The sequence below is a fragment of the Actinoallomurus liliacearum genome (assembly GCF_039542035.1).
Lineage (GTDB): Bacteria > Actinomycetota > Actinomycetes > Streptosporangiales > Streptosporangiaceae > Actinoallomurus > Actinoallomurus liliacearum.
Map to the genome: position 1 here is coordinate 144,636 of NZ_BAABHJ010000040.1, position 26,591 is coordinate 171,226.

Below are 26,591 nucleotides of genomic sequence, written 5' to 3' on the forward strand. Positions count from 1 at the left end.
CTCACGACCGTACCGCCGCGCGGCGCCCCCGCCCGATCCGGGCGGGGACCCCGCGGGAGACCGTCAGCTGCCGGCTTGCAGCCGGACGATCGCGCTCACGACGCCGAGGGCCAGCGCGACGATGCCGCCGATCCAGGCCACCCTGGCGATCGTGTCGGGCCGCCCCTGGGCGCGGAACTGGCCCTGGGCGACGAAGCCGAGCACGATGGCCGCCGGCGAGCAGCAGAACCAGCAGATGATGCCGATGATCGAGAGCACCTGCGGAGTGCTCGACTGCGGCTGGGCGGGCTGTCCATAGCCGCCGCCGTATCCGGGCGGCGGAGGCGGAGCGGACGGCGGGCCGTCACCGTACCCGGGCGGGCCCTGAGGCGGGTATCCCACGGTTCCTCCAGTCAGATGATGCCGAAGCGGGCGAGCTGCCAGACCTCGGAGACGATCAGAGGTGCGACGATAGCGACGATTGGGACGATCTGTCGCGTTCTGCGGGACGATCGTTGCCAGAGCGTGCTCAACCGGGAACGCCGCGCGATTGGAACGAGCACGAACCCGGCGCACACCGCCACAGCCAGCGGCGATGCGTCGAATGCGCCCACGATGTCGGCGTGGCCGAGATGGACCGCCGCCGTCGTGAACCCGCACAGCGGGCAGGGGACACCGGTGTACTGCCGCAGGACGCACAGCGTGGGCGGGCGCGGGATGCGCAGCGCGGCCAGGCCGACGACGACCGCGACCAGCAGCGCCACCCGTGCGGGCACCCCCCACGGCCGCCCGATCGCCATCCGCCCGTTCCTCACACGACAAGTGTGCCCGAAGGACCTACGACCATCAGCCCGGCCGGACCAGGTCCCGCGACCGATGCCGGTCACGCGGTACGGGCTTAACGTCGAGGACATGAAGGCACTGATCACCGGAGCGTCTCGCGGGCTCGGCCTGGCGCTGGCCCGCGCGCTCGCCCAGGACGGCTGGAGTCTGATCCTCGACGCCAGGGGGGCGTCCGACCTGGAGAAGATCGCCGCCGACCTGGCCGCCGCGGGGGTGGACGTCACCGCCCTCGCCGGCGACATCGCCGACCCCGCCCACCGGGAGACGCTCGTACGGGCGTCGGACGGGCTCGACCTTCTCGTCAACAACGCGAGCACGCTCGGCGCGACGCCGCTGCCCCGGCTGGCCGAGTACCCCTCGCCCGAGCTGGAGCGCGCGTTCGCGGTCAATGTGCTCGGCCCGCTCGCGCTCATCCAGGGCGTGCTGCCGGCCCTCCGCGCGCGCCGGGGCGCCATCGTCAACGTCACCTCGGACGCCGCCCGCGAGCCGTACGAGGGCTGGGGCGGGTACGGCGCGACGAAGGCCGCGCTCGACCAGCTGTCCAACGTCCTGGCCGCGGAGGAGCCCGAGATCGCCGTGTGGTGGGTCGACCCCGGCGAGATGCGTACGCGGATGCTCGCCGACGCCGGTGAGGACGCGGACGCCGCGCCCCTCCCCGAGGACGTCGCCGTCCCCGCCCTGCGCAGACTGCTCGGCGAACGCCCCGCGAGCGGCCGGTACGCGGTGGGCGACCTGTGAGCGCCCCGGCCGAGACCGCGGAGACGACCGGCCGGGAACCGCGCCCCCGGCTGCTGACCGGCCCGTACCGTACGACCACGATCGGCATCCTGGTCGTCGTCACGCTGCTGGCGTTCGAGCAGATGGCGGTCGGCACGGCCATGCCGGTGGCAGCGCGCGACCTGGGCGGCCTGTCGATGTACGCCTGGGGCTTCAGCGCGGTCTTCATCACCGGGCTGGTGGGGAACGTGCTGGCGGGCGGCTGGGCGGACGCGCGCGGCCCCGCCATGCCGCTGTTCACCGGGCTGGCGGTCTTCGTCACCGGGCTGGTCATCGTGGGGACCGCCCCGGCGATGACCTGGTTCGTGGCGGGCCGGGCCGTCCAGGGCCTCGGCTCCGGCCTGGCGGTCGTCCCGCTGTACGTGATCGTCGCGGGCGTCTATCCGGAGACGTCCCGGCCGCGGGTGTTCGCCGCCATGTCGGCCGCCTGGGTCGTGCCGTCGCTGGTCGGCCCGTCCGTCGGCGGGCTGGTCGCCGAGCACCTCGGCTGGCGCTGGGTCTTCCTCGGCCTCGTTCCCCTCATCGTGCCCGCCGCGGCCATGCTGATCCCGGCCCTGCGCGGCTCCCGGACGCGCGGCGTGCTCCCCCGGGGCCGTACGCTCGCCGCCGTCGCGCTGGCCGTCGGCGCCGCCCTCCTGCTGTGGGGCATCGACCACCGCTCGCCGCTCGCGCTGCCCGGCCTGGCCGGCCTCGCGTACGGCCTACGGGTGCTGCTGCCGCGCGGCACGCTGCGCCTCGGCCGGGGCCTGCCGACCGCGATCGCCATGCGCGGCCTCCTGATGGGCACGATGTCCGGCACCGAGGTGTTCATCCCGCTCGCGCTCATCACCCGCCATGGTTTCACCCCCACCGCCGCCGGGGTCGTGCTGACCGCGGGAGCCCTCGGCTGGAGCGGCGGGTCCTGGCTGCAGGGCAGGTCCACCGGCGGCTCGCGAGCGCGGTTCGCGGTGCTGGGCGCGGCCCTCCTGGCCACCGGAGTCGCCGGGATCGCCGTGGCCCTGTACGTCTCCGGCTGGGCGGCCGTCCCCGCCTGGATCGTCGGCGGGCTCGGGATGGGCATGGCCCTCCCGACCCTCAGCGTGCAGGTGCTCGCCCTGTCCGCCCCGTCCGAGCAGGGCGCCAACTCCTCGGCCCTGCAGATCTCCGACACCCTCGGCGCGTCCCTCGCCGTCGGCGTGGCCGGCGCGCTGGTCAACGCGGCGGGCCTGGGCGCCGGGCTCGTGTGCACCCTCGTCATCGCCGTCATCGCGGCCACGGCCGCGCACCGTGTGGAGGCCCCCCGTGCTTGACTTCGCCCTTCCGCCCGACCTCGAGGCACCCGAACCCCCGGCGCGCCGCGACGCCGTCCGCCTGCTCGCGGCCACCCGGGACGGCGTGACGCACCACGCGTTCACCGATCTGCCGGCCCTGCTCCGGCCCGGCGACCTGCTGGTCTTCAACACCTCGGCGACCCTGCCCGCCGCCGTACGACTCGACCGGCTGGCCGTCCACTTCTCCGGCCCGGTGCCGTCGGACCCGGACTGCTGGCTCGTCGAGCTGCGGCTGCGGACCGGCCGGGCCTCCGAGCCGTACGCGGGCGGCTGCCCGGGCGAGTGGTTCCCCATGCCCGGCGGCGCGACGCTGACCCTCCTGGACCGGTACACGCCCCGGCTCTGGCGGGCACGCCTCGACACCGACGTGGAGCCGTACCTGCGGCGCCACGGCGTGCCGATCCGGTACGGCCACGTCCGCCGCGACCAGCCGGCGGCGGCGTACCAGACCGTCTTCGCCGAGGCGCTGGCCCGGCAGGACGGCTCCGGGAGCGCCGAGATGCCGAGCGCGGGGCGTCCCTTCACCGCCGACCTGGTGACCCGCCTCGTCGCGCGCGGCGTGCTCCTCGCGCCGCTGACCCTGCACACCGGCGTGGCGTCCCCGGAGAAGGACGAACCGCCGTACCCGGAGCGCTACGAGGTCCCGGCCACGACGGCGGCACTCGTCAACCACGTGAGGTGGGAAGGAGGCCGGGTGGTCGCCGTGGGGACGACCGTCGTACGCGCGCTGGAGAGCGCCGTGACCGGCAAGGGGTTCGTCCGGGCCGCCCACGGCTGGACCTCACATGTGGTCACTCCGGACGAGGGCGTACGGGTGGTGGACGGCCTACTCACCGGGCTCCACGAACCGCGCTCCTCGCACCTGCGAATGCTCACCGCGATCGCCGGCGAGGAACTGCTCGAACGCGTCTACGCCGAGGCCCTGGCGGGCGGCTACCGCTGGCACGAGTTCGGCGACGCGAACCTTCTTCTTCCCCACTGACAGCGCACACGGCGGTCCCGCCCGGCTTCCGCCGTAAGGTGCCAGAACCGGCCGCGGGGCCGTCGCCTTTCCGGCGGTGCTGAAACGGCGGTGGTCCTGGCCTGAACGGCTCAGCTTGGACGCCCGTAGCGCACGCACTTCAGGTAGGTGATCGGGGGTTGAAGGGCGCCGTCGTCGAGGCAGACTCGCACGATCGGGGGTCCGGGAGAGGACACCACTAGGGAGAAGCTGAAACTTTTACTGGTGCCGCATGCGTTGTCATCGACGTAGCTGTACTGGCGATCCATTTCGTGACCTTCAGCGTCAAGAGCGAAAGCAGTGGTCCCTCGGCAATAATTCTGGTCAACCGACTTGTGCTCACCCGTCAGGGTGACCGATCGGTTGTACCAGGTGATTGTGCCCCTCGTGTAGGTGTTCCCGAGCGTTACGTCGAACGTGCTGACCGGGTAGCTGGCGGCGCTTGCCGCAGGAGCGCTCGAGAGCATGCCTGTGGCCAGTATGGCGGTGCTGAGGGCGGTGGCGAGCTTGATGCGCACGTCTTCTCCAGAGTAGATGCCCATGCGACTTTCGACAGGGGACGCTTAAGTATCCATACGTAAGCCGATCACGTCCATTAAAGAGGGAGATTGATCCAGAGGCCTGGCATGGCACCCGCCGATACGGGCGCGAGATCCCGCAGTAGGGACAATTTCCATTCCAGCAGATAGGAGGTGATCTCGACGGCCGCGTGCACACCTCCTGGAGACCGCTCCGGACGACGACTGCCGGGCGCCCGTGTCATCACCGAGACCTGCGGCGTAGCGCGTGCGACAGCGGCCCGCGCCGTCCAGGAACTCACAGCGCGCGGCACGGTCATCGCAGTTCCCGGACGCGGAACTTTCGTTAAGCCTCGGGAAAGCACGTCGAACGACGATTGACGACCTGCTCACCGGACTGGCCACATCAGCCGGCCGAGCCGGCAACCGGGACGCCTCCGGTCCGCCGCCCAACGCATCTCGAATGCACGGCGACCGCGGACCCGGACGGGGACAAGGCCCGCATATCGACACCACGGGCGGGGTGCCTGCCGAGCATCCGGTACGGCGCCTCTTCCCTGAGGGACGTGTCCTGAAAGGGGGTGACCTGCGGTAACGCAGGGCGGGCGCCAAGGGTCCGGGCGACGAACCCTCGGTGTCCGGATGGTGGACCGTCGAGCGGGCCACTATGCGGGCCAAGTACCGTGGTGAACAGCATGGATGCCAAGACGCGCACGCTGCTGATCACGCTGACCGGCCGTGACCGCCCCGGAGTCACGTCCCGCCTGTTCAGTACTCTCGCCGCTTTCCCCGTCACCGTCGCCGACGTCGAGCAGGTCGTGATCCGCGGTCGTCTGGTGCTCGGTGTGCTCGTTTCGTACGGTCCGGATACCGACATCGGCCAGGTCTGGGCCGCCGCCGAGAAGATCGCCGCCGACCTCGGCATGGAGATCGAGCTGGCCACGGGGACCGGCAACGGCAACCCGCGGCGCCGCCACGGCCGGTTGCACGTCACCATCCTCGGCCACCCGCTGACGCCCGCCGCGCTGGCCGGGATGGCGGGGCGCGTCGCGGCGCACGGCGCCAACATCGACCGCATCGAGCGGCTCGCCCACCACCCGGTCACGTGCATCGAGATGGACGTGTCCGGCGCCGACCCCGACGGCCTGCGCGTCGCGCTCGCCGCGGAGGCGGCCGAGCAGCACGTCGACGTGGCCGTCCAGCGCGGCGGGCTCGCCCGGCGGGCGAAGCGGCTCATCGTGATGGACGTCGACTCGACCCTCATCCAGGGCGAGGTCATCGAGTTCATCGCCGAGCACGCCGGGCTGGAGACCAAGGTCGCCGAGATCACCGAGGCCGCGATGCGCGGGGAGCTCGACTTCGAGGGCGCGCTGCGGGAGCGGGTCGCGATGCTGGCCGGGCTCGATGAGGGCGTCCTGGCACAGGTGCGCGACCGCATCGAGTTCTCGCCGGGCGTCCGCACCCTCGTGCGCACGTTGAAACGGCTCGACTACAAGTTCGCGATCGTCAGCGGCGGGTTCACCCAGATCACCGACGCGCTCGCCGCGGACCTCGGCATCGACTACACGGCCGCCAACGTGCTCGAGGTCGAGAACGGCAAGCTCACCGGGCAGCTCGTCGGCCCCATCGTCGACCGGGCGGGCAAGGCGGAGGCGCTGCGCCGGTTCGCGGCCGACGCCGGCGTACCGATCAGCCAGACCGTCGCGATCGGTGACGGCGCGAACGACCTCGACATGCTCGCCGCCGCCGGGCTCGGCATCGCCTACAACGCCAAGCCCGTCGTACGCGAGGCCGCCGACACGGCCCTCAACGTGCCCTACATGGACAGCATCGCCTTCCTGCTGGGCATCTCCCGCGAGGAGATCGACGCCGCGGACGCCGAGGACGCCGGCCTGCTCTGAGCGCCGGGTCCGGGGCCGCGTCGCTCGCGCCGACCGGCGCGGCACCGCCACGGCCGGCCGATGTTCCCGGGTCAGGGGGCTGCGTCGCTCAGGACGGCCCGGCGGAGGCGTTCGGCGTCGGAGGCGAGACCGCGCAGCGCGTGCCGGGCGGCGGCGACCTGGACCAGTGAGCGGCGCAGCGTCGTGACCGCGTCCGTTCCCACGTCGTCCAGCTCGACGCGGCGGCGGCGTGTCAGCTCGGCCAGGTGCCGGTCGAACTCCTCCAGGAGGTCGTCCAGCCGGAGTTCGGCGACGGCGCCGTCAGGGGACAGCAGGGCGTCCGCGCTCTCGTCGAGCTGGTCGGCGACCCGTTCGAGGATGGCGGGCAGCGGGCCGGCGTCCGTACGGTCCTCCCAGAGCGTGCCGACGGCCTGCACGTCGTCGCGCAGCCGCCGGGCGATCGACGTGGCGTCGAGCAGCCGCCGTACCAGCTCCGCCGGTGGCGCCGGCTCGTGCCCGAGCCGGGTCGCCGACTCCTCGACGTCGGCGGCCGCCCCCGCGGCGTCCTCCATCCGCCTGCGGACGGACGTCTCGGCCTCGCCGTCGAAGCGCGCCGCGACGGCCCGGGCCAGCCCGGCGTGGGTCCGCATCAGGCGGGCCAGCCGGCCGGGCAGGAGGCCGATCGTGCCGGCCGGCCAGAGCACCCGGGCGGCGGCCAGCGCGAACAGTCCGCCCACGACGGTCAGCCCGATCCGCCACCCGGCGGCGGACCAGCTCATCGGGGCGGAGTAGTCGATCAGCAACATGATCATCGGCGTGGCGACGGCCATCCAGTGCCCGTGGTTCACCGGCCGCACCGTGAACCCGAGGGCCGCTCCGATGAAGACCAGCACGATGAGCGTGGCCTGGTGCGGCACGAGCGCGAGGGCCAGCGCGGCGACGATCGCGCCGATCGCCGTGCCGCCGATCCGCTTCACGACCCGCGTCACCGTGTCGCCGTACGAGTCGCGCAGGCTGGCGACGACCGTGATGGTCAGCCAGTGGCCGTGCGTCAGGTGCAGCCAGGTGGTGAGGGCCATGGCGACGGCGATCGCCACCCCCATGCGCGTGGAGTGCCGGAAGCCGGGCGAGCGCGTACGGACGCCCTCGGTGAAGCGGGCCCAGCCGCCCGTCGGGCGTTCGGGGAGGCGCGGCGAGTCGATTTCGATCTTCAGGCCGGGGGCGATGATCTCCCGGGCGCCGTCGACGGTCGCGGCCATCCGGCCGATCGACTGCCGGACCTGCACGATGAGCGCCGTCCGTACCAGGTCGTCCGGGAGCCACGCCTGGCGTACCTCCTCGCTGACCCGGGCGAACCGGTGCAGCGCGACCGGCTGGTCCGCGCCGAGCGGTGTGCCGCCGCCCGACTCGATCCCTCCGGCGACCAGCCGCAGCCGGGCGGCGATCGCGGCGACGGCGACCCGGCGCTCGCGCTCCCACTCCTCGGGCGGGGACGTCTGCCGCGCCGCCTCGAGGTGCGTGCGCAGCGCGACGGCCTCGTCCATGACGCGGTTGAACGCGTCGATCAGTCGCCTCGGACGCTGCTCGTCGTCCCGCCCGCCCGACAGGTACAGCCCGTACGTCGCCCGGGCCTTCCTGATCTCGTCGTACGCCTGGCGGCGCCGCCGCTCCCACTCCTCGGTGCGCGGCTCCGGCTCGGCCAGGAGGTCCAGCGCGAAGGCCACCGAGCCGCCCGCCTCCGCGAGTGCCGTGCGCAGTGGCCGCAGGCGGTGGGTGAGCAGGGGACCGACCATGAGCAGGGCGACGAACAGCCCGCCGAGCATCTCCAGGAAGCCGTTGAACAGCACCGGGCTGCCCGCCGGCCGGACCGTCGCGGCGATCAGGACCAGTGTCGCCGTCACGCCCAGCCAGGGGACGGCCACGGCCACCGCCGCGACGACGGGCACGACGACCACCGCGAGCAGGGGGTGACCGGCCAGCAGGCCGCCGAGCACGGAGAAGCCCGTCACCACCAGGACCGCCGCGAGCAGCGCGCGGGCGCGGGCGCCGTACGGGCCCTGGGGCGTGGTGTTGACCACGAAGAAGGCCCCGAGCGCCGCCACTCCGCCCTGGGCCGGATGCCCGGTCACCGTCCCGATCAACAGCGGGACGGCGATGCCGATGGAGGCCACCACGCCGTACATCGGCGACGCGCGCCCCTCGGACTCCGCATACGTCTCCCGCAGCCAGGCAAGCGACGACCGCAAAACACGCCCCTTCGTCCGGAACCTCCCGGAGTAAGGGTACGAAAGGCCAGGTAATCGCGGCCACGGCGACCGGCATGCCGAGTCCCGTACGCGGCGCGGCGGCGGGCGCGTCAGGTCCGTGGAGTACGCGACACGGCGGGCGCGGAGTCCGGTAGGCGGCGCGGCGGGCTGGTCAGTGGGTGTGCGGGGCCCAGTACGCGGCGAGGCGGCCGGCTCCCGGCCACAGGTCAGGCCAGTCACCGTCGAAGCCGGGGAAGTCCTTCTGGCGATCACCGGACGGCGGCAAGGCGACCCGCTCGTCCGTCCGTAGCCCACTTCCGGTCGCTTCCGAAAGAGGGACTTCGGACCGTCCCCATAAGCACACGCGACGTGATCATCGTCCTCTAGGCTACCGAACCATCAAGATCACCAACTGAAGGGACGAATTCGTGCACGGCTTCATGCGGAAAGCGGTGCTGGCGCTCAGTACCGCGGCGGCAATCGCCGGATCGATTGCGGTGACCGGTCCCGCGGACGCGGCGTCTTCACCGATCGCGGCCTGCGGTGGCGGCAGCTACCACGTCATCGGCCACCATGATCTCGGCAAGATCGCCACCGTCTACCTGCTCTACAACGGCCGCACGGACTGCGTGGTCACGTGGAAGAAGCGCGCCTACGTCGGCAAGCGCACGAAGATGCTCGCCTCCATCGCGAAGAACACCGGGACCACCAAGCATTACAACTTCAAGTACACCAACAACTACGGCACCTACGGCACCTACGCCGGCCCGGTGAAGGTCACGGCGCCGCACACCTGCATCGACTGGGGAGGCGGCACCGGTCCCGGCTGGAAGGTGTGGTACTCGGGTCCGTCGCACTGCGGCTGACGGTCTTCGGTGATGACGGCCGTCGTGTCGACGCTGCGACGACTACCGGGCGCGCGGAGTCCACAGCGACGCCAGACGGCCGATGCCCGGCCATAGGTCACTCCAGTCCCCGTCGAACTCGATGACCGCCGTCGCGGCCGTCGGGAAGCCCTCGCCCGCCCCGCCGCCGAGGTCGGACACCAGCCGATGCATGGATGGGTTGTGTCCGACCAGCAGAAGCGTTCCAGGGGCATCGGGCCGACCGCGCAGCAGGTCGAGGATCGCCTCGGGATCGTTGTCGTACACCCCGTCCTCGATGTCCACCGGGGCGTCCAGCCGCAGCTCCTGAAGGGTCTGCCGGGTACGCAGGGCCGGCGAGCAGATCACTCGATCGGGGACGCGGCCGGTGGCGCGCAACTCGTCGCCGGCCGCCCGCGCGTCGCGCCGTCCCCGCTTGGCGAGCGGCCGATCGATGTCGGCCGTGCCGAGCGGGGACTCGGCCTTGGCGTGCCGCAGCACGATCAGCGTGGGCATCAGACGCGGTGGTGCGGCGAGAAGATCACGGCGATCAGCATGATCGTCAGGACGATCGCGAACATCACGCCGACGAGGATCGCGAACCCCTTCGCGCCGGACGGCTGGGACTTCTGCATGCCTCCAGTCTGCCGCCTCCCCGCAGTGCCCCGACCACACCCCGCCCCCTGGCCGCGGACGCACCGGTCAGGGGCCGCGGTGCGAGGGCCTCATCCTGCCCGTACACGCGGAGAGGGCCGGACGGTGATCCGTCCGGCCCCCTCTGCCCTCTTCACAGAGTGGCTGATGCGGTCACGACGCCTTGGCCGACGCGGCCTCCTCGTCCGTGTCCTCCGCGCCGCCCGGCGCCTTCGCGCCGCTCTCGACGGCCGGCTCGGCCTCCCCGCCGATGGAGGACGCCCGCCGCTTCGAGACGACGATCGCGCCGACGATGACGGCGACCGCGACGACGGTGACGACGACCCGCAGGGCGGTGTTCGCCGCGTACGTGACGACGGCCTGGGCGATCAGCAGCGACACGAGGTTCATCACCTTGATCAGCGGGTTGATCGCCGGGCCCGCGGTGTCCTTGAACGGGTCGCCGACCGTGTCGCCGATGACCGTTGCCGCGTGCGCCTCCGAACCCTTGCCGCCGAGGTGGCCCTCCTCGACGAGCTTCTTGGCGTTGTCCCAGGCGCCACCGGAGTTGGACAGGAACACCGCCATCAGAGCGCCGGCCGCGATCGCACCCGCGAGGTACGCGCCGAGCGGCGCGTACCCGAGCGCGAAGCCGACCGCGATCGGCGTCATGATCGCCAGCAGACCGGGCGTGGCCAGCTCGCGCTGCGCGTCGGCGGTGCAGATGCTGACCACCCGGTCGTAGTCGGGCTTCTCGGTGAAGTCCATGATCCCGGGCTTGGTGCGGAACTGCTCGCGCACCTCGACCACGACACGTCCGGCCGCGCGGCCGACCGCCGAGATCGCCAGACCGGAGAACAGGAACACCACCGAGGCGCCGATGATCAGGCCGACCAGGACGTTCGGGTTGTCGACGCCCAGGTTGAAGGTCCGGAACGTCGGGCCGAGGGCCTTCTTGACGTTGTCGCTCGCGCCGGACAGCTCGTTGACCACCGTCGTGCGGAACGAGCCGAACAGCGCGGTCGCGGCGAGCACCGCGGTGGCGATGGCGATGCCCTTGGTGATCGCCTTCGTGGTGTTGCCGACCGCGTCGAGGCGCTCCAGTACGCCGGCGGCCTCGCCCTCGACGTCGCCGGACATCTCCGCGATGCCCTGCGCGTTGTCGGACACCGGGCCGAACGTGTCCATCGAGACGATCACGCCGACCGTCGTGAGCAGACCCGTGCCGGCCAGCGCGACCGCGAACAGCGCGACGGTCGTGTTGTCGAACCCGAGCAGGAACGCGCCGTACACGGCCGCGGCGATCACCAGCGCGGTGTAGACGGCCGACTCCAGGCCGAGCGAGATGCCGGCCAGGATGACGGTCGCCGGACCCGTACGGGCGCTGTCGGTGGTCTCCTTGACCGGACGGCGGTTCGTCTCGGTGAAGTAGCCGGTGAGCAGCTGGATCGCGCTGGCCAGCACGATGCCGATCAGCACGGCGCCGAGCGCGACCCAGCGCGGATCGACGTCGGCGAGGTTCGAGTCGCCGGTGATCGAGGCGTTGGCCCCGTGCAGCTTGGCGAACGAGTCGGGCAGGTACAGGAACGTCGCCACGGCGACGGCGATCGCGGAGATGATCGCCGAGATGAAGAAGCCGCGGTTGATCGCGGTCATGCCCGACCGGTCCTTGGCCCGCGGCGCGACCGCGAAGACGCCGACCACCGCGGTGACCACGCCGATCATCGGCACGATCAGCGGAAAGACCAGGCCCTCGGTGCCGAACGCGACCCGGCCGAGGATGAGGGCCGCGACGAGCGTGACGGCGTACGACTCGAACAGGTCGGCGGCCATGCCGGCACAGTCACCGACGTTGTCGCCGACGTTGTCGGCGATCGTCGCCGCGTTGCGCGGGTCGTCCTCCGGGATGCCCTGCTCGACCTTGCCGACGAGGTCCGCGCCGACGTCGGCCGCCTTGGTGAAGATGCCGCCACCGACCCGCATGAACATCGCGAGCAGCGCGGCCCCGAATCCGAAGCCCTCGAGCACGCCCGGGGCCTTGCCCTTGTAGGCGAACACGACGACGGCGGCGCCGAACAGGCCCAGGCCGACGGTGAACATTCCGGCGACGCCGCCGGTGCGGAAGGCGATCCGCATCGCGAGTTTCTCGCCGGTCTCGCGCGCCGCCGCCGCGACCCGGACGTTGCCTCGCACGGCAAGCCACATTCCGGTGAACCCGGTAATGCCGGAGAACAGCGCGCCGACGACGAAGAACACCGATCTACCGATCTTCACCCCGGTCGACTCCGCCGGAAGCAGGAGCAGCAGGAACGGAATGATGACCACGAAGATGCCGACCGTACGGAACTGGCGCTTGAGGTACGCCAGCGCGCCCTCTTGCACCGCCGTTGCGATGCTCTGCATCTTCTCGGTGCCCTGGCTCGCGGCGAGTACCTCGCGAACCAAGACGCCTGCGACAGCCAGTGCCAACAAGGCGATCACGCCGACAACGACCACCAGACTCAGGTCGCTGCCGCCGAGACTCACCTCCGCACCGGCCTGGGCGGGCGGGTGAAGCCCAGACATGCATCCTCCTCGACAGCCGCGTTCGATCCGGTCGCCCCGGGGGTGACCGGCCACCGCCACGCGTCGGGCGGGGCAATGGTGCCGGGAGTCTACGCAGGCGTAGCCGGAATTAGAAGCCTGCTCGGTTGCTTAACGGTAATGCGACCGAGATGTGACACTCGCTGCACCAGAAATTAATACTACGCGGTTAGTCAGAGGCGTCTTCGCTGGTCAAAGCCGACTTACGCGACGATCCACTTCTTGACCAAAAAGCTGTCCATAAGCGGCGATCAGGGGATTAGGGCCGCGAAAACTGGGAAAAGTGTACTGCCCGTATAAAGCAGAAGCCCCCGGAGTCGCGCGTCGCGCGACCCCGAGGGCGGAGCCTTCTATGCCGGCCGAGGACCCTCGATCTGAGCGTGCCGGCCGAGGAGACCTCGACCGGCGCGTACGTACGGATCCTTCGACGGGTCGGGCCGGTCAGTCCTTCTTGACCGGCCAGCTCATTGTGATCTCTACTCCGGACGGCGTCGATGCGATGTCCACGTCGTCGGCCAGCCCCGCGATGACGGCGAACCCCAGATTGAGCTCGCCGTTCAGCTCCGTGAGGTCGACCGGCCCCGTGCCGCCGTTACGCGTCGGATCGTCGTCGGGCACCCGGTCGGTGACCACGACCACGAACCGATCCCCGCCGTCCCGCAGCTCCACCCGGACGGGCTCTTCCGGGCACTGCTGCCGATGGGCCTCCACCGCGCGGGAGCAGGCCTCGCCGACCGCCAACCGCACCTCGTCGAGCAACGTCTCTTCGATCCCGCCCCGCCGGGCGACGGCGGTCGCGATCAACCGGGCGGTGCGGACATGAGCCGGGAGGGGACTGAACGCAAGCTCGACGGTGGCTGTCTCGGGCGCCATCCGACCCTACTTCTGCTTCTTGCGGTGCTCTCGCGCGTCGTCGACCGAGTCGAAGATGCCGAAGACCTTGGTCAGGCCGGTGATCCGGAAAATCTTCAGGATGCGCTCCTGCGTGCAGACGAGCTCCAGCGAGCCGTCGTGCGCCCGAACCCGCTTGAGCCCGCCGACCAGAACCCCGAGGCCGGTGGAGTCGAGGAACTCGACCTTCTCCATGTCGACGAGGAGGTGGTACTTACCCTTGTTCACCAGGTCGATGAGCTTCTCGCGGAGTTTCGGCGCGGTGTAGACGTCGATCTCTCCCTCCACGTTGATGACTGTGAGGTCATCGTCGGTGGTGTAGTCGTTCACCTTCAGGTCCACAGATCCTCCTGCGCCGTGCCGCGTATGGAAGTCGGGGCCATGGAACCCCGCCGTGATTCAACCACGCTCCGCCATCGTGTCTACACGAAATCACCACACAGGGCGACCCCGCCCAGCGTGGCGTATGCCTCGTGCGAGCAGGGGGTAGGCACGTGACGGCCCAAGCGTTGTGCCCAGGATGCCAGACTGGAAACCTCCGCATGGCGAACCACTTTCAACCGAAGGGGTGACGCAGGCCATAGAGACGGACTCCGCCTTCCCCTCCGACCATGACGCCCCGTCGGCCGCAGGCGGCCGTACCGGCCCGCACGGGCGCGCCCCGCTCATCCTGCGCCGCCTGCTCGACGACCCCCGCCGCCGCGGTCGCATCACCCATGTCCAGAGCGTTCCCGCAGGCGACGGCCGTACCGCCGACTGGCCCGCGTGGGTGCCGCCGCTCCTGGTCGACCGGCTGCGCCTGGCCGGCGTCGACCGCCCGTGGGAACACCAGGTCAAGGCGGCCGAGCTCGCCCACGACGGCAGATCTGTGATCATCGCCACCGGGACCGCCTCGGGCAAGTCGCTCGCCTACCTGCTGCCCGCTCTCCAGGGCGTGTTCGACGGCGGCTCGGTGCTCTACCTCGCCCCGACCAAGGCCCTGGCCGCCGACCAGCTCCGCTCCCTGCGCGGCCTGAAGCTCGCCCAGCTGCGGGCGGCGACCTTCGACGGCGACACCCCGGCCGACGAACGCGCCTGGGTCCGGCAGTACGCCGACTACGTCCTCACCAACCCCGACATGCTGCACCGCACGGTCCTGCCCGGCCACGCGCGCTGGGCGCCGTACCTGCGCCGGCTCCGCTACGTCATCGTGGACGAGGCGCACGGCTACCGCGGGGTGTTCGGCTCCCACGTCGCGCAGATCCTGCGCCGGCTGCGGCGCGTCTGCGCCCGGTACGGCGCCGAGCCGGTGTTCATCCTGGCCTCGGCGACCGCGTCGGATCCCGGCCTGTCCGCGTCCCGGCTGACCGGTGTGGACGTGGCGGAGGTCGCGGAGGACACCTCGCCGCGCGGTGCCACGTCGTTCGCGCTCTGGGAGCCGCCGCTGACCGACCTGCGCGGCGAGCAGGGCGCCCCCGTACGCCGCACGGCCACCGCCGAGGCCGCCGACCTGCTCGCCGACCTGGTGATCGAGGACGTGCAGACCCTGGCGTTCGTACGCTCGCGGCGCGGCGCGGAGGCCGTCGCGCTCGGCGCCAAGCGGGCCCTCGAGGAGATCGCTCCGGACCTGCCCGCCCGCGTCGCCGCGTACCGCGCGGGGTACCTGCCGGAGGAGCGGCGCGCGCTGGAGAAGGCGCTGCGCTCCCGGGACCTCGTCGGGCTCGCCTCGACGAACGCCCTCGAACTCGGCGTCGACGTCTCCGGCCTCGACTCGGTCATCATCTGCGGCTGGCCGGGCACGCGCGCGTCGCTGTGGCAGCAGGCCGGCCGCGCGGGCCGCTCCGGCCAGGACGCCCTCGCCGTCCTCATCGCCCGCGACGACCCTCTCGACACCTATCTCGTGCACCACCCCTCGGCGATCTTCGGTACGCCCGTCGAGGCGACCGTCCTCGACCCCGACAACCCGTACGTCCTCGCCCCACACCTTTGCGCCGCGGCCGCCGAGCTTCCGCTGACCGAGAAGGACCTGCCGCTGTTCGGCCCGTCGACCGGGGAGATCCTGCCCGATCTCGTACGCCGGGGGATGCTCCGGCACCGGCCCACCGGGTGGTACTGGACCAAGCGCGAGCGGGCCACCGACCTCGCCGACATCCGCGGCGCCGGCGGGCCGCCCGTCCAGGTCGTCGAGGCCGCGACCGGACGCCTGCTCGGCACGGTCGACGAGCCGTCCGCGCACACGACCGTCCACCAGGGCGCGGTCTACCTCCACCAGGGCGAGTCGTACGTCGTCCAGACCCTCGACCTGGACGACTCGGTGGCGCTGGTGGAGGCCGCCGACCCCGACTACACGACGACCGCCCGCGACGTCACCGACATCTCGATCCTGGAGACCCTCCGGTCGTCGTCCTGGGGCGAGGCGACCCTCTGCTTCGGCACCGTCGAGGTCACCCAGCAGGTCGTCTCGTACCAGATGCGCCGCCTCGCCAGCGGGGAGGTCCTCGGCGAACGCCCGCTCGAACTCCCGCCACGCACGCTCCGCACCCGGGCGGTCTGGTGGACGCTGCCCGACGAGGCCCTGCGCGTGCTGGGCGACGCTGACGTGGGCGGGTCCGCGCACGCCGCCGAGCACGCCTCGATCGGCCTGCTGCCGCTGTTCGCCACCTGCGACCGCTGGGACATCGGCGGCGTCTCCACGGCACTGCACCCCGACACCGGCCGCATGACGGTGTTCGTCTACGACGGGCACGACGGCGGCGCGGGCTTCGCCGAACGCGGCTACGAACAGGCCGGACGCTGGCTCCGCTCGACCCGTGAGGCGATCGCCGACTGCGAGTGCGAGCACGGTTGCCCCTCCTGCATCCAGTCGCCGAAGTGCGGAAACGGGAACGATCCCCTCGACAAACAGGGCGCGCTCGACCTGCTCGACGCCCTGCTGAAGCAGGCCCCGCCGCGCTGATCACACCGGCTCGATCCGGCGTGCTTCGTGCCTGCTCCGACCTCGTACGTCCGCCGTTTCGAGGGCGGTCGGCGACGGGCCGGCCGCACCGCCGCGTACGCGCCGATTGTCCGGTCTCACGAGCGGGGCGAACGCGCACCGCCCTTTTGAGATCGTGCGACTTCCCGCTAACTTGACCAATCCGACATTTTGCCGGGTGCGTCACCGGGGGTCGTGCCTCGCGCTCCGCTGTCATAGGAGAGGAGACATCTCGATGATCATCCTGGGAATCGTGCTGGCCGCCGCGGCGGTCGCGGTGGGCGTCGGCGTCATCGCCGAGAACTCGTCATCCGCCTCGATCGACATCTTCGGCCAGCACGTGCCGGGTGTGCAGACCGAGGGCCAGGTCTTCGCCGCGGGCGTCCTGGTGGCGTTCGTGTTCATGCTGGGCATGGGCCTGGCGTTCCTCACGCTGAACCGGGCGCTGCGCAACCGCCGCGAGCTTCGCGACCTGCGGGAGGAGCACCGCGAGTCGATCAGCACGCTGGAGATGGAGAAGCAGCGGCTGCAGCGCGAACTCGCCCGCGCCCGCGGCACCGCCGGAGAGACGGCCACCACCGCGGACGACATCCGCGTCGCCGGCCGCCCGGCCCCCGACCCGGTCTCCTCCTTCTTCGACCGCACCGACTGACCCCTTCGCCCCGCGGCCGTACCGTCCAGCCGACGCTCCCGGCACCCGTACGAAAGGCTCGGTGAAGCCGCGCCGCGACGGCCGGATCGCCCCGGTTTCATCACCGAGCGCCGGGTACGGTGCGCGACGCTGTTGGTGCGCGCCGGACCGGTCCGGCTCCATGCCGGCGTCTCGTCCGGTGGCGTCGGACGTCCGGCCCGGAACGGACGGCTGAGCAGAGGCGAGGTGACCCCACGCCAGTGGGGAAGGAGGCCGGATGGACGGCAACGCGCTCGGCGACGCGGCGAGCGGACGCAAGGCGATAGTGGTCGGCGGCGGCATCGGCGGCCTGGCGGCCGCCATCGCACTCGACCGCTGCGGCTGGCGGGTGGAGGTCCTCGAGCGGGCCGCGACGTTCGGCGAGATCGGGGCCGGATTGTCGCTGTGGCCCAATGGCGTACGCGCGCTGGACGCGCTCGGCCTGGGCGACCAGGTCCGCGAGCGCGCCCTCACCGAGACCGAAGGCGGCATCCGCGACACGACCGGCCGGTGGTTGTCGCGAACGGACGTCCAGGAGCTGGGACGCCGGTACGGCCCGGTGGTCGCGGTCCACCGCGCCCACCTGCTCGAGATCCTGCGCGAGGCCGTGCCGACCGCGGCGCTGCGCACGGGCACCGAGGTCATCGCGGTCGGAACCGAGGGTCCGCGGATCGAGGTGCGGCACAGCGAGGGAACGTCACGGAGCGATCTCCTGGTCGGCGCCGACGGCATCCGCAGCGTCGTCCGGCGCTCCCTGTGGCCGAGGCACCCGGCCCCCCGCTACGCCGGATACACGGCTTGGCGCGTGATCGTCGACACGGATCGCCCCCTCACGTCGGGCGGCGAGACCTGGGGGCGCGGCGAACGCGTGGGGATCGTGCCGCTCGCCGACGGTACGACCTACCTGTTCGGTGCCGCGAGCGCCCCCGAAGGACAGCGCAGCCCCGACGGCGAGCTGGCGGAGATGCGGCGGCGCTTCAACGGCTGGCACGCGCCGATCCCCGAACTCCTGGCGGCCGCCTCCGACGACGCGGTCATGCGCCATGACATCTACCACCTGCCGCCACTGCGCACCTTCGTCCGGGGGACGACGGCGCTGCTCGGCGACGCCGCACACGCGATGACACCGGACATGGGACAGGGCGCCAACCAGGCGCTGGAGGACGCCGTCACCCTCGCCGCGGTGCTCACCGCACACCCGACCGTCGAGTCGGCGCTTTCCGCCTACGACCGCGGGCGCCGCGCCCGCGCTCAAATGATCGCGCGCCGGTCCCGCCTGATCGGAACCGTCGCGCAGTGGAGCTGGTCTCCGGCCGCAGCGGTCCGGGACTGGGTCGTCCGCCTGAGCCCGTCGGCGTCCATGCTGAAGGCGCTGGACCCCGCCCTCAACTGGAGCCCACCGACTCCGGATGCCACCGGAGCCGACCGACCCTAGATCCCGTGCTCAGACCGTCCTGAGCGCCCAGCCACGCCGCCGGCACCTGCCGCCGGCGGCGGATGCCGACGCCGACGCGTGACCTCCAGCGACGAAGGCCCTACGAGCCCTCACCGGCAGCAGCGGCCCATGGGACAGAGACCCGTCGGGCTCTTTGCGACGCCAGAGACCCCTGGGGCCAAGGGCGTTAGAGACCCATGGTTTTCAGTGGCAGCAGAGACTCGTGGGTCTGCCCAGCGGCGGCAGAGACCGGTGGGACTCTGACTGTCAGCTGCCGCAGAGAACCAAGAGACCACTAGGCGCGGCGGAGATCCATCGCTCCGTTAGCGGCGGCAGAGACCCAAGACTCCCTCCCTCCGCAGCGGCAGAGGCGCATGGCCTCTCCAACTGGCGGCAGGGAGGCACGGGCTCTCAGCTGCGACGACGACGCCCGCGGTAACCGCGACGAGCCGGCGTGGCCTCCTGCTCGGCGGCGGTGGGAGCTGACTTCTCCGCCGCCGGCCCGTCCGAAGACGCCTGAGCCGCCTCCGCCGTAGCAGTGGACTCGGTGGCCGCACCCGTCTCGGCGGCGCCTGACTCACTCGTTCCGGTCGGCGTGCCGGTCTCGGCGACGCCGGACGAGGTGGTTCCCGCGGTGGCGAGCTCGGTGATCGGTGGCCTTCTCCGGCGCCGCCCGGCGGCGGAACCCCGACCACGCGTGCTCTTCCCGGCGGGGCCGGTCTGTACGGCACGGGCCTCCGCCGCGAGACGCTGGCGGCGGGACCACATGCCGAAGTGCGCCGAGAGCAGCAGGAGCACCAGCGCGGCCGCGACGCTCTGTCCCCACTTGATGGGGGTGGTCGCGGAGGCATCGTCCGCCTGGATCCGCTTGGCGGCCGGCTCGGCGATCTGCGGTTCCGGGGTGGGGTACTGGAACCCGACCCCGGAGCCGTTCGGAGCCAGCGACGGCAGGCTGAACGGTGAATTGTTGTTGCTCGACGGCTGCGTCGGGATGCCTGCCGTACCGCTGCCAGAGTCCGTACCGGTGGGCAGATTGGGAACCGAACCCGGAGTGGTCGGGTCACTGCTCGACGTCGGGCTCTTGCTCGGTGTCTTGGAGTGCGTCGGCGTCGGCTTAGCCTCCGTCGATCGGGCTTTCACGGAGAACCCGCTGGTGTCATACGTGCACTTCGTGATGTCCCCGACGACGCTCAGGGTGAAGTATCCGGCTTCGGAGACCTTCACATCGCCCGCGATAGTGCCGTTGCCGGTACGTGATCCGACCTGCTGATCGATGCCAGGCCCGGAAATCTGTAGATGCGCCGAGAGCAGTCCTTTGACCGTGGCGCTCACGTGGACACTCGACCCCGTCGTAACCGACCCGGAGGGAGGGGTGATCGATGCGCTCCCCAACAACGAGCAGGGACTCGCAGCGTTCGCGGAGCCGCTGATGCCGAGCGTGATGGCGGCCGTGGCCAGGGGAGTCATCAGGGCGACAGTGGCGACCTTGCCGACCTTCCTCAAGACGCCGTCCCTTCGTCGACACTCTTCCGTCGCCCCGGTCTGCTGAACTCCGGCGGCGACTCTCAGCCCTTGCTCGCGAACGACCCCGCGGTGAACGCGTGTCGGCCGTTCCGAGTGACTGTAGGGCTTTTCGAGGCTGGTGGGGGTAATTGTTCGCAGCAGCTTATCGGACACTAGCTCCAATAGTGTCACCGATCAATACCGAAACATGCGTGGCAGGACAGGGGAACTCCGGATACTTGTGAAGGGTTCAACGAGGCGAAGCCCGGCGGGTGACGGTCGGAGCCGGGAAATCGGGGACGGAGCCTGAATCGTCATCGACCGGCCCGGCACGTGCCCGCGCGGTGGCGCTCAGCCGGCCCGTTCGCGGAAGGGCACCGACGCGGGCGATGACGATGACATCGACGACCCGACCGCGGAACGTGCACCGCCGGAGCGACGCTTCCGAATCGCGGGCGACTCGTGCGGCCAACTCGCAGGCGCGTTCGGATCCCTCGGCCACGTGGGCCGCCGCGGCGAGGGCCGCCAGGTCCGCGGCGGCGTCCGCGCGATGCCGTGCGACACGCGCGCCGCCCACCACCATCGCCATGACGGCCACCGACCACACGGCTCCGATCAACGCGACCATCCACACAGTGCCCGACCCCCGATCGCCACGGCCCGCCCTCCGGACACGCCACCCACTCCTCAGCGGAAAGCCACCCCGCAGCGCACGCCACCCAAGTCGGTGTCGCGCCGCGCTGCCGGGGCGCATGCCGCCGGGAATCGCAAGTCGGTCGCCTTGCCGGATGAGCCGCACGCGGTCGGACATGGGCCGTCCTTCGCTGTCCTGGGCCGCGTGCGGCCGAACCGGTGACCTGATGGAGTGGTCAATTTCGCGCGGAGATCGGTTGGGCTCCTCCCTCCGGTTCGGTGGCGGCGACGGTCTGGGCGCGCAGCCGCAACGGCGGGAACAGCCGTCGTACCGGAGAGTCGACGGTGGCTCTCACCCGCACCCGGGTGAACCGACGATCACGGTCGATCGAAACGCCGGCCCCGGGCGGTGCCGCGCGGCGAGCGGCGGCACGGACCTCGGCCAGAGGCTCGCCCCTGGCGGCGGCGCGGGCACCCGCTCGAGCGGCGTCCACGCACGCCACCTGCGCTGCTGCGGCGCTCACGCCCCACAGGGCGATCGCGAGGAGCAGGACCAGCGCCGGAAAGGCGACTGCTGTCTCGACCGTCACCGACCCTCGATCCCCACGCGCCCTCGAACCACCTGGTCGCCGCCGCCCCCACGCCGCCACAGCGGAGCGCACCGGGCGCCCGAGCCACCGGCCCGGTCCTGAGCCACCTGATCGCCGAAGTCCCCGCACTACCCCTGCAGCCGAGCATGCGGACGTCTCAGACGACCAGCCTCGCCCCGAGCCACCCGATCGCCGGCACCCCCACCCCGCCACAGCCGAGCGCACCGACGGCCCAGGCCACCGACCCGACCTCGGCCTGCCGGCCGTCTCACGCGTCCGCGACCGTCCGGGGCTCCGGCGAAACATCGGGCTGGAGAGCCGCAGCGACCAGGTGAGACGACCGGATGCGCCTGGCGATGCGCGCTCCGCGCGGCGGCCGGTCACCCGACGAAGTTGAGCGCGCGGTGGATGATCGTTAAGAGCATCTGCCGGACCTCGGAGCTGGTCACGATCTTGAACAGCAGGCCGGCGAACGCGGCGGCCGCCACGGTGCCCACGGCGTACTCGGCGGTGGACATGCCGTCATCGGCCTTGCGCGCCTGCCAGCGACGCCTCAGCGCGGAAACGATGTGCATGTGGACCCTCCTGTTCGGACGACGGACGCGAGCACGTCCCGGCATCCAGCGTTGCGGACCGCTCAGCACCCCACCACGCCCGAATGCGGTTCTGTGGATAACCCGTCCCAGCCGCGCTCGCCGGAGGCTCGTCGGTGATATCGCCCCGTGGCCCTGACCCGGGTCTCGCTTCGCAGCGTCGTCATCGCCTACCAGACCGGTCTCGTACGGCCGGCGTCGTCGCCACGGTGAGGTCAACGCCGAGGATTTCCGTCGTCATGGCGACCGAAATCCTCGGCGCAGCCAGGATGACGCGGATCGGTCACAGTCAGGGCAAAAGCACGGTCGCGGCGATGCCGGCAACGGCCGGGACGATGCCGAGCAGGATGAACGCCGGGAGGAAGCACAGGCCGAGCGGCGCGACGGCTCGCACGCCTGCGGATCTGGCGCGTGACGCCGCGGCAACCCGGGCGACGCGCCGCTGGTCCCTGGCGAGGCGGGTGAGCGTCGCGGCGAGCGGTGCGCCGCCGGACGCGGCCCGGGCCGCCGCACGGCCCAGAGGCGCCAGTACGGGATCCTGCGTGAGGGCGAGCCATTCGGCGGCAGGGTCGGCGCCCAGCCGGATACGCGCCGCCACGTAGGCCAGTTCGGCGCCGAGCGGCCCGCCGACCGCACCGGCCACGGCCTCGACCGACTCGTGCCACGCACCGCCGCCCCGAAGGCACGCCGCGAGAAGGTCGATCGCGATGGGCAGTTCGGCGACCACGCGGGTCCGGCGGAGCCGGGCCGCCCGCGGCTCGAGTCGCGTGAGAAGACGCATCGATCCGACCGCCACGAGCACGCCGGCCACCCAGCCCACCGGGCCGCCGAGCAACAGAGCGCTGACGAGACCCGCCACGAGGCTCAGCACGGGTCGACGCCGATCTCTCGTCCCGTCCGCTGAAGCCTCTGGACCCACGTTCGCCGCGCGAGAGCGACCGGCCGTCGTGACCGAATGAGAGCGGCCGGTCGTGACCGAACGGATCTCGTCAGGTACCGCGGTGCTCGGTGCCGCTCCCGCCGGGCTCCCCACTGTACGTGCGCCTCCGGCGACTTCTCCTGATCCGCTCGGAGACCTAGCGCCATCGTGCTCGTCAGGGAACAGCCTGCCCAGTCGCTTACTCGCGTCGTCGGCCGAGATGACGACGAGACCGGCGAGGCCGGCGCAACCGATGGCGATCAGCTCAAGGAACACCGGCGGTCCCCCAAGGGCCGGCGCGCTCGAAGGCCCACCTCGTCCGTCGCATCGGCCCCGACCGGGGTGCCCCTCGGGGCCGCCGCGCTCGAAGGCCCACCTCGTCCGTCGCATCGGCCCCGACCGGGGTGCCCCTCGGAGCGTGTGTGCTCGTAGGCCCACGTTGTCCGTCGCGCCGGGCCCGACCGGGATGCCGCGCTCGGGGACGGCGCGCTTGAAGGGCCGCCTTCTCTGTCGCAACGACCCGACCGGGGTGCCGCGCGGGGGCGGCGTCCGGGTTCCCGTGTCGGTGCCGGGGCTCGGCGCGGTCAGGCGATCTCGCCGCGCTCGGCGCGTTTTCGGGACGTCGGCGCGGGGTCGTCACCGGGGCTCCTCGGCGGCGATGGCGAGGCGCCTGGTCCACCACAGGCCGAGGACGTCGAGGCCGGTCCCGAGCCCCAGGCACAGGGCTCCCGGCAGCGTGCCGAACAGGAAGGCGAAGGGGCGTGCGCCCAGCGCGATCGCCATGAGCAGGCCGAGGAGGGGCAGCCCGGCGAGCAGCCGGGCGGTCGCGCGGGGACCAGCGAGTTGCAGGGCGACCTCCTCGCGGTGCGTCTGCTCGTCGCGGAGTGCGTCGGCCAGCCCTTCGACGACCGAGGCGAGCATGCCGCCCCGGTCCATGCCGATGCGCCAGCATCCGGCGAGCAGGCGGAGACCTTCGCAGCCAGGCGCCACGGCCGCCCGGTCGAGCGACGCGGCGACGTCGTCACCCGACCGGGCGGCGGCGAGGACGGACTCGAACCGGGGAATGGACGAGAGCCCCTCGGCCGCGCCGGTCAGCGCGGCGCCGGGTGGGCGTCCGGCGGCGAGCTCGGCGGCGATCCCGTCGCACAGCTCGACGACCGCCGCCCGCCGTGCCGTGACGTCTCGCCGGCCGCCGAAGAGCAGGTCCCGTACGTGGCGCAGCCGGTCGACGGGCCGGGGCGCGGCCGCCCGCTCGGCGGCCTCGCCGGCCGACCGGGTCCCCATGATCGAGGTCAACCGCAGCACGGTCGGCGAGGGCAGCGCCAGCACGCAGACGCCCGCGAACACACAGGCCACGGCCAGCACGGCGGTCACGGCCGCGGACCCCCGAGTCGGGCGGCCAGCGCCGCGGCCCCCGGACCTTCCCGGATCTCTCCTCCGGGCCCGCAGGACACCGCGGGGACCACCTCCACCAGGCCGTCCGGCCGCCGCTGGAAGACACAGATCGCGGCCATCCGGCGGCGTCCTCCGGGTGCCTCGCGGACGAGGTGCACGACCACGTCGAGGGCCGCGGCGAGCTGGCTGTGGACGGCCTCCCGGCTGAGGCCGGCGGCGCACGCGAGGGCCTCCAGGCGGGCGGGAACGTCGGCCGGAGCGTTGGCGTGCAGAGTGGCGCAACCGCCCTCGTGGCCGGTGTTCAGCGCGGCCAGCAGGTCGACGACCTCACGCCCTCGCACCTCGCCGACCACCAGGCGGTCCGGACGCATCCGCAAGGCCTGGCGGACGAGGTCATGGAGGGTGACGCCGCCCGCGCCCTCGATGTTCGGTGGACGGGTCTCCAGGCCGATGACGTGCGGGTGCGCGGGCCTGAGCTCGGCCGAGTCCTCGACGAGGACGATGCGCTCCCCCGGGTCGGCCAGCGACAACAGGGCCGACAGAACGGTTGTCTTGCCGGTCCCCGTGCCTCCGGTGACAAGGAACGCCAGCCGGGCGGCGACCAGGGCGTCCAGCAGGTCCGCTCCCTCCGGGGACAGGGTGCCGGCCGAGACCAGCTCGGCGAGCGTGAAGGCCCGGCGTCGCGGCAGGCGCAGCGACAGGGCGGTGCCGCCGGACGCGACCGGCGGCAACACCGCGTGCAGGCGCACTCCTCCCGGCAGTCGCGCGTCGGCGTACGGCGCGGTGTCGTCGAGCCGGCGACCGGCCGCGGCGGCGAGCCGCTGGGCCAGCCGCCGTACCGCGGACTCGTCCGGGAACCGTACGCGGGTCAGCCGCAGGCCGGCGCCCGTGTCGACCCAGACCTCTCCCGGGCCGTTCACCAGGACATCGGTGACATCGGGATCCCGGAGGAGGGGCTCGAGCGGCCCCGCTCCCACCAGGTCGGCCCTGACCTCATCCGCCAGGGACAGGACCTCGGTGTCGCCGAGAACGGGCTCCTCGGCCCGCAGCGCGGCCGCGATCTGGGCCGCGGTCGGGACCGCGCCCGTGCCGACGAGCCGTCCGCGGACCGCCTCGGTGAGGTCGCTCATGGCCGCCCGCCTCCCTCACCGCTCATCGGCCGGATCTGCCGGAGGTCGGTGAGGAAGCGGCGGCAGAAGCCGTCGAGCGCCCCGCCCCGGCCGGGACGGTGACCGCGCTCGATCGCGGTGGCCAGCCGCCGGTCGGTCGCGACCACGCCCGCGAGCGGAAGGCGCAGCGACTCCGCGATGACCGCCGGTTTGAGGCCACCGGGCGCCGGACCGCGCACGACCACCCGCAGGTCGCGGGAGTAGTTGCGGACCAGGTCGGCGACGCGGTCGGCCGCCACGGTGGCGCGGACCTCGGCGGGCACGACGATCAGCGTGGAGTCGGCGGCCGCCAGCACCTCGGCGCCGGCGTCGGTCAGTTGGCGGGGCAGGTCGGCCACGACGAGGTCGTAGCCCCGGACGGCGGCGTCGAGCACCGACCGCATCGTCTCCGGCGAGACCGGCTCGGCCGCACCGCGGTGCCATGACAGCACGGCGAGGCCGTCACGCGCCGGCAGCGAGTCGTGGAGCGTCGCGGTGCTCAGCCGTCCTTGCCGGTCGGCGTAGTCGGACCACCTGGCCCCGGGCGTCCCCTCCGCGCCCAGGACCAGGTCGATCCCACCGCCGAGCGGATCGCCGTCGAGCAGAAGCGTGCGCAGCCGATGCCGGGCGGCGACACCGGCCAGCACCGCGGCCAGCACGCTCGCGCCCGCCCCGCCGCGTCCTCCCAGGACGGCGACCACGGCGGCGCGTCGACGGGCCGGCTCGGCGGCCGCCGCCATCTGCTCGACCAACCAGGTCTCGCCCGCCGGCAACGCGATGACCTGCTGCGCTCCGGTCTCGACCGCGAGGCGGTAGACCTCGTCGCCGTCAGGCTCCGCCGCGGCGAGGATGACGCCCGGCCGCCGCTCGGGAGACGACCGGGCGAGGTCACCGGCTAAGTCGGCGCCGACGACGATGAGCGCGGCCTCGCGCCAGGCGGCCCGTGCGCTCGTGGGATCGGTGGCGAGCCGGCTCTCGACGTCCGCCGCCGTGGCCAGACGCATCAGGTCGTCGATGAGCAGGGAGTCGGCAGAGACGATCAACACGGTCGCGGACATGGCATCTCCTCGCTTTCGCGAGATCAACCATGCGGCTCCGGCTCGCCCCCTCGAAAGTCCCCTGCGCGAACCTGTGGATAACCCGGCCCCGGCACCGTCGCGCGAACGTGAATGCCCCTGGATACGAGACGACCCCCGCCGGGGGGGAGAGCGGGGGTCGCCGGACGGTCC

Annotated in this window: 25 protein-coding genes; 9 read left to right on the forward strand and 16 right to left on the reverse strand. The window is 72.3% G+C overall.

From position 1 onward, the window contains the following. Positions 1-63: 63 nt before the first annotated feature. Positions 64-381: a hypothetical protein gene (locus ABD978_RS39155; protein ID WP_345365939.1), complete on the reverse strand. Its 318-nt coding sequence runs from the start codon at positions 379-381 to the stop codon at positions 64-66. Positions 382-392: 11 nt separating this feature from the next. Continuing rightward, the gene (locus ABD978_RS39160) at positions 393-779 is read right to left on the reverse strand and encodes a DUF2752 domain-containing protein (RefSeq protein ID WP_345365942.1); all 387 of its coding nucleotides are present in this window, start codon (positions 777-779) and stop codon (positions 393-395) included. A gap of 112 nt (positions 780-891) precedes the next feature. Between ABD978_RS39160 and ABD978_RS39165 the strand changes: the two genes are divergently transcribed. The 3 genes from ABD978_RS39165 to ABD978_RS39175 are packed head-to-tail and all read left to right on the forward strand — an operon-like array spanning position 892 to position 3,891. Further along, entirely contained in the window at positions 892-1,560 is a 669-nt protein-coding gene (locus ABD978_RS39165; RefSeq protein WP_345365944.1) for an SDR family NAD(P)-dependent oxidoreductase, read from the forward strand. Continuing rightward, a complete protein-coding gene (locus ABD978_RS39170) occupies positions 1,557-2,888 on the forward strand; it encodes an MFS transporter (RefSeq protein WP_345365946.1) in 1,332 nt (443 codons plus the stop codon). The genes ABD978_RS39165 and ABD978_RS39170 overlap by 4 nt, the downstream gene beginning before the upstream one ends. Continuing rightward, positions 2,881-3,891, forward strand: a complete 1,011-nt coding sequence (locus tag ABD978_RS39175; RefSeq protein ID WP_345365948.1) for an S-adenosylmethionine:tRNA ribosyltransferase-isomerase — start codon at positions 2,881-2,883, stop codon at positions 3,889-3,891. The genes ABD978_RS39170 and ABD978_RS39175 overlap by 8 nt, the downstream gene beginning before the upstream one ends. Positions 3,892-4,001: 110 nt before the next feature. Here ABD978_RS39175 and ABD978_RS39180 read toward each other — a convergent pair whose 3' ends face one another. After that, positions 4,002-4,427, reverse strand: coding sequence for a hypothetical protein (locus ABD978_RS39180; RefSeq protein ID WP_345365950.1), 426 nt, complete (start codon positions 4,425-4,427; stop codon positions 4,002-4,004). Between the two features lie 174 nt (positions 4,428-4,601). Between ABD978_RS39180 and ABD978_RS39185 the strand changes: the two genes are divergently transcribed. Together ABD978_RS39185 and serB are read left to right on the forward strand one after the other, a co-directional pair. After that, positions 4,602-4,808, forward strand: a complete 207-nt coding sequence (locus tag ABD978_RS39185; protein ID WP_345365952.1) for a GntR family transcriptional regulator — start codon at positions 4,602-4,604, stop codon at positions 4,806-4,808. A 314-nt stretch (positions 4,809-5,122) separates the two neighbouring features. Next, complete coding sequence (serB, locus tag ABD978_RS39190) at positions 5,123-6,328, forward strand: phosphoserine phosphatase SerB (protein ID WP_345365954.1); 1,206 nt, start codon at positions 5,123-5,125, stop codon at positions 6,326-6,328. 71 nt (positions 6,329-6,399) lie between these two features. Here the strand turns inward: serB and ABD978_RS39195 are convergent, their stop codons facing one another. Then, positions 6,400-8,553, reverse strand: a complete 2,154-nt coding sequence (locus ABD978_RS39195) for an FUSC family protein (RefSeq protein WP_345365956.1) — start codon at positions 8,551-8,553, stop codon at positions 6,400-6,402. Between the two features lie 497 nt (positions 8,554-9,050). Between ABD978_RS39195 and ABD978_RS39200 the strand changes: the two genes are divergently transcribed. After that, the gene (locus tag ABD978_RS39200) at positions 9,051-9,419 is read left to right on the forward strand and encodes a hypothetical protein (RefSeq protein WP_345365958.1); all 369 of its coding nucleotides are present in this window, start codon (positions 9,051-9,053) and stop codon (positions 9,417-9,419) included. A gap of 42 nt (positions 9,420-9,461) precedes the next feature. Here ABD978_RS39200 and ABD978_RS39205 read toward each other — a convergent pair whose 3' ends face one another. From ABD978_RS39205 to ABD978_RS39220, 4 genes are all read right to left on the reverse strand, one after another. After that, on the reverse strand, positions 9,462-9,932 hold the full coding sequence (locus ABD978_RS39205) for a SixA phosphatase family protein (protein WP_345365960.1): 471 nt from the start codon (positions 9,930-9,932) through the stop codon (positions 9,462-9,464). A 291-nt stretch (positions 9,933-10,223) separates the two neighbouring features. Next, the gene (locus tag ABD978_RS39210) at positions 10,224-12,614 is read right to left on the reverse strand and encodes a sodium-translocating pyrophosphatase (protein WP_345365962.1); all 2,391 of its coding nucleotides are present in this window, start codon (positions 12,612-12,614) and stop codon (positions 10,224-10,226) included. Between the two features lie 459 nt (positions 12,615-13,073). Next, positions 13,074-13,505 carry an ATP-binding protein gene (locus ABD978_RS39215; RefSeq protein WP_345365964.1) on the reverse strand — a complete coding sequence of 144 codons (432 nt, stop codon included), beginning with the start codon at positions 13,503-13,505 and terminating at the stop codon, positions 13,074-13,076. 6 nt (positions 13,506-13,511) lie between these two features. Then, complete coding sequence (locus tag ABD978_RS39220) at positions 13,512-13,865, reverse strand: STAS domain-containing protein (RefSeq protein WP_252843406.1); 354 nt, start codon at positions 13,863-13,865, stop codon at positions 13,512-13,514. A gap of 325 nt (positions 13,866-14,190) precedes the next feature. Between ABD978_RS39220 and ABD978_RS39225 the strand changes: the two genes are divergently transcribed. The 3 genes from ABD978_RS39225 (at position 14,191) to ABD978_RS39235 (ending at position 18,581) form a co-directional block, all read left to right on the forward strand. Beyond that, positions 14,191-16,458 carry a DEAD/DEAH box helicase gene (locus tag ABD978_RS39225; RefSeq protein ID WP_345367402.1) on the forward strand — a complete coding sequence of 756 codons (2,268 nt, stop codon included), beginning with the start codon at positions 14,191-14,193 and terminating at the stop codon, positions 16,456-16,458. 253 nt (positions 16,459-16,711) lie between these two features. Continuing rightward, positions 16,712-17,128 carry a hypothetical protein gene (locus ABD978_RS39230; protein WP_345365968.1) on the forward strand — a complete coding sequence of 139 codons (417 nt, stop codon included), beginning with the start codon at positions 16,712-16,714 and terminating at the stop codon, positions 17,126-17,128. 256 nt (positions 17,129-17,384) lie between these two features. Further along, entirely contained in the window at positions 17,385-18,581 is a 1,197-nt protein-coding gene (locus tag ABD978_RS39235; protein ID WP_345365970.1) for an FAD-dependent monooxygenase, read from the forward strand. A gap of 411 nt (positions 18,582-18,992) precedes the next feature. On the opposite strand, the gene ABD978_RS39240 is transcribed toward ABD978_RS39235, so the two are convergent. The 8 genes from ABD978_RS39240 to ssd all read right to left on the reverse strand — a co-directional run bounded on the left by ABD978_RS39240 (position 18,993) and on the right by ssd (position 26,420). Next, on the reverse strand, positions 18,993-19,805 hold the full coding sequence (locus ABD978_RS39240; protein ID WP_345365972.1) for a hypothetical protein: 813 nt from the start codon (positions 19,803-19,805) through the stop codon (positions 18,993-18,995). Between the two features lie 529 nt (positions 19,806-20,334). After that, the gene (locus ABD978_RS39245; protein WP_345365974.1) at positions 20,335-20,895 is read right to left on the reverse strand and encodes an Rv3654c family TadE-like protein; all 561 of its coding nucleotides are present in this window, start codon (positions 20,893-20,895) and stop codon (positions 20,335-20,337) included. A 58-nt stretch (positions 20,896-20,953) separates the two neighbouring features. Beyond that, positions 20,954-21,307: a TadE family type IV pilus minor pilin gene (locus ABD978_RS39250; RefSeq protein WP_345365976.1), complete on the reverse strand. Its 354-nt coding sequence runs from the start codon at positions 21,305-21,307 to the stop codon at positions 20,954-20,956. A gap of 380 nt (positions 21,308-21,687) precedes the next feature. Further along, a complete protein-coding gene (locus ABD978_RS39255) occupies positions 21,688-21,882 on the reverse strand; it encodes a DUF4244 domain-containing protein (RefSeq protein ID WP_345365978.1) in 195 nt (64 codons plus the stop codon). A gap of 307 nt (positions 21,883-22,189) precedes the next feature. Continuing rightward, the gene (locus ABD978_RS39260) at positions 22,190-22,771 is read right to left on the reverse strand and encodes a type II secretion system F family protein (protein ID WP_345365980.1); all 582 of its coding nucleotides are present in this window, start codon (positions 22,769-22,771) and stop codon (positions 22,190-22,192) included. 684 nt (positions 22,772-23,455) lie between these two features. Continuing rightward, positions 23,456-24,193 carry a type II secretion system F family protein gene (locus ABD978_RS39265; RefSeq protein WP_345365982.1) on the reverse strand — a complete coding sequence of 246 codons (738 nt, stop codon included), beginning with the start codon at positions 24,191-24,193 and terminating at the stop codon, positions 23,456-23,458. Further along, positions 24,190-25,344, reverse strand: a complete 1,155-nt coding sequence (locus ABD978_RS39270; protein ID WP_345365984.1) for a TadA family conjugal transfer-associated ATPase — start codon at positions 25,342-25,344, stop codon at positions 24,190-24,192. The genes ABD978_RS39265 and ABD978_RS39270 overlap by 4 nt, the downstream gene beginning before the upstream one ends. Next, positions 25,341-26,420 (reverse strand): septum site-determining protein Ssd, encoded by a 1,080-nt coding sequence (ssd, locus tag ABD978_RS39275; protein ID WP_345365986.1) that lies wholly within the window; start codon positions 26,418-26,420, stop codon positions 25,341-25,343. The genes ABD978_RS39270 and ssd overlap by 4 nt, the downstream gene beginning before the upstream one ends. Positions 26,421-26,591: the final 171 nt, after the last annotated feature.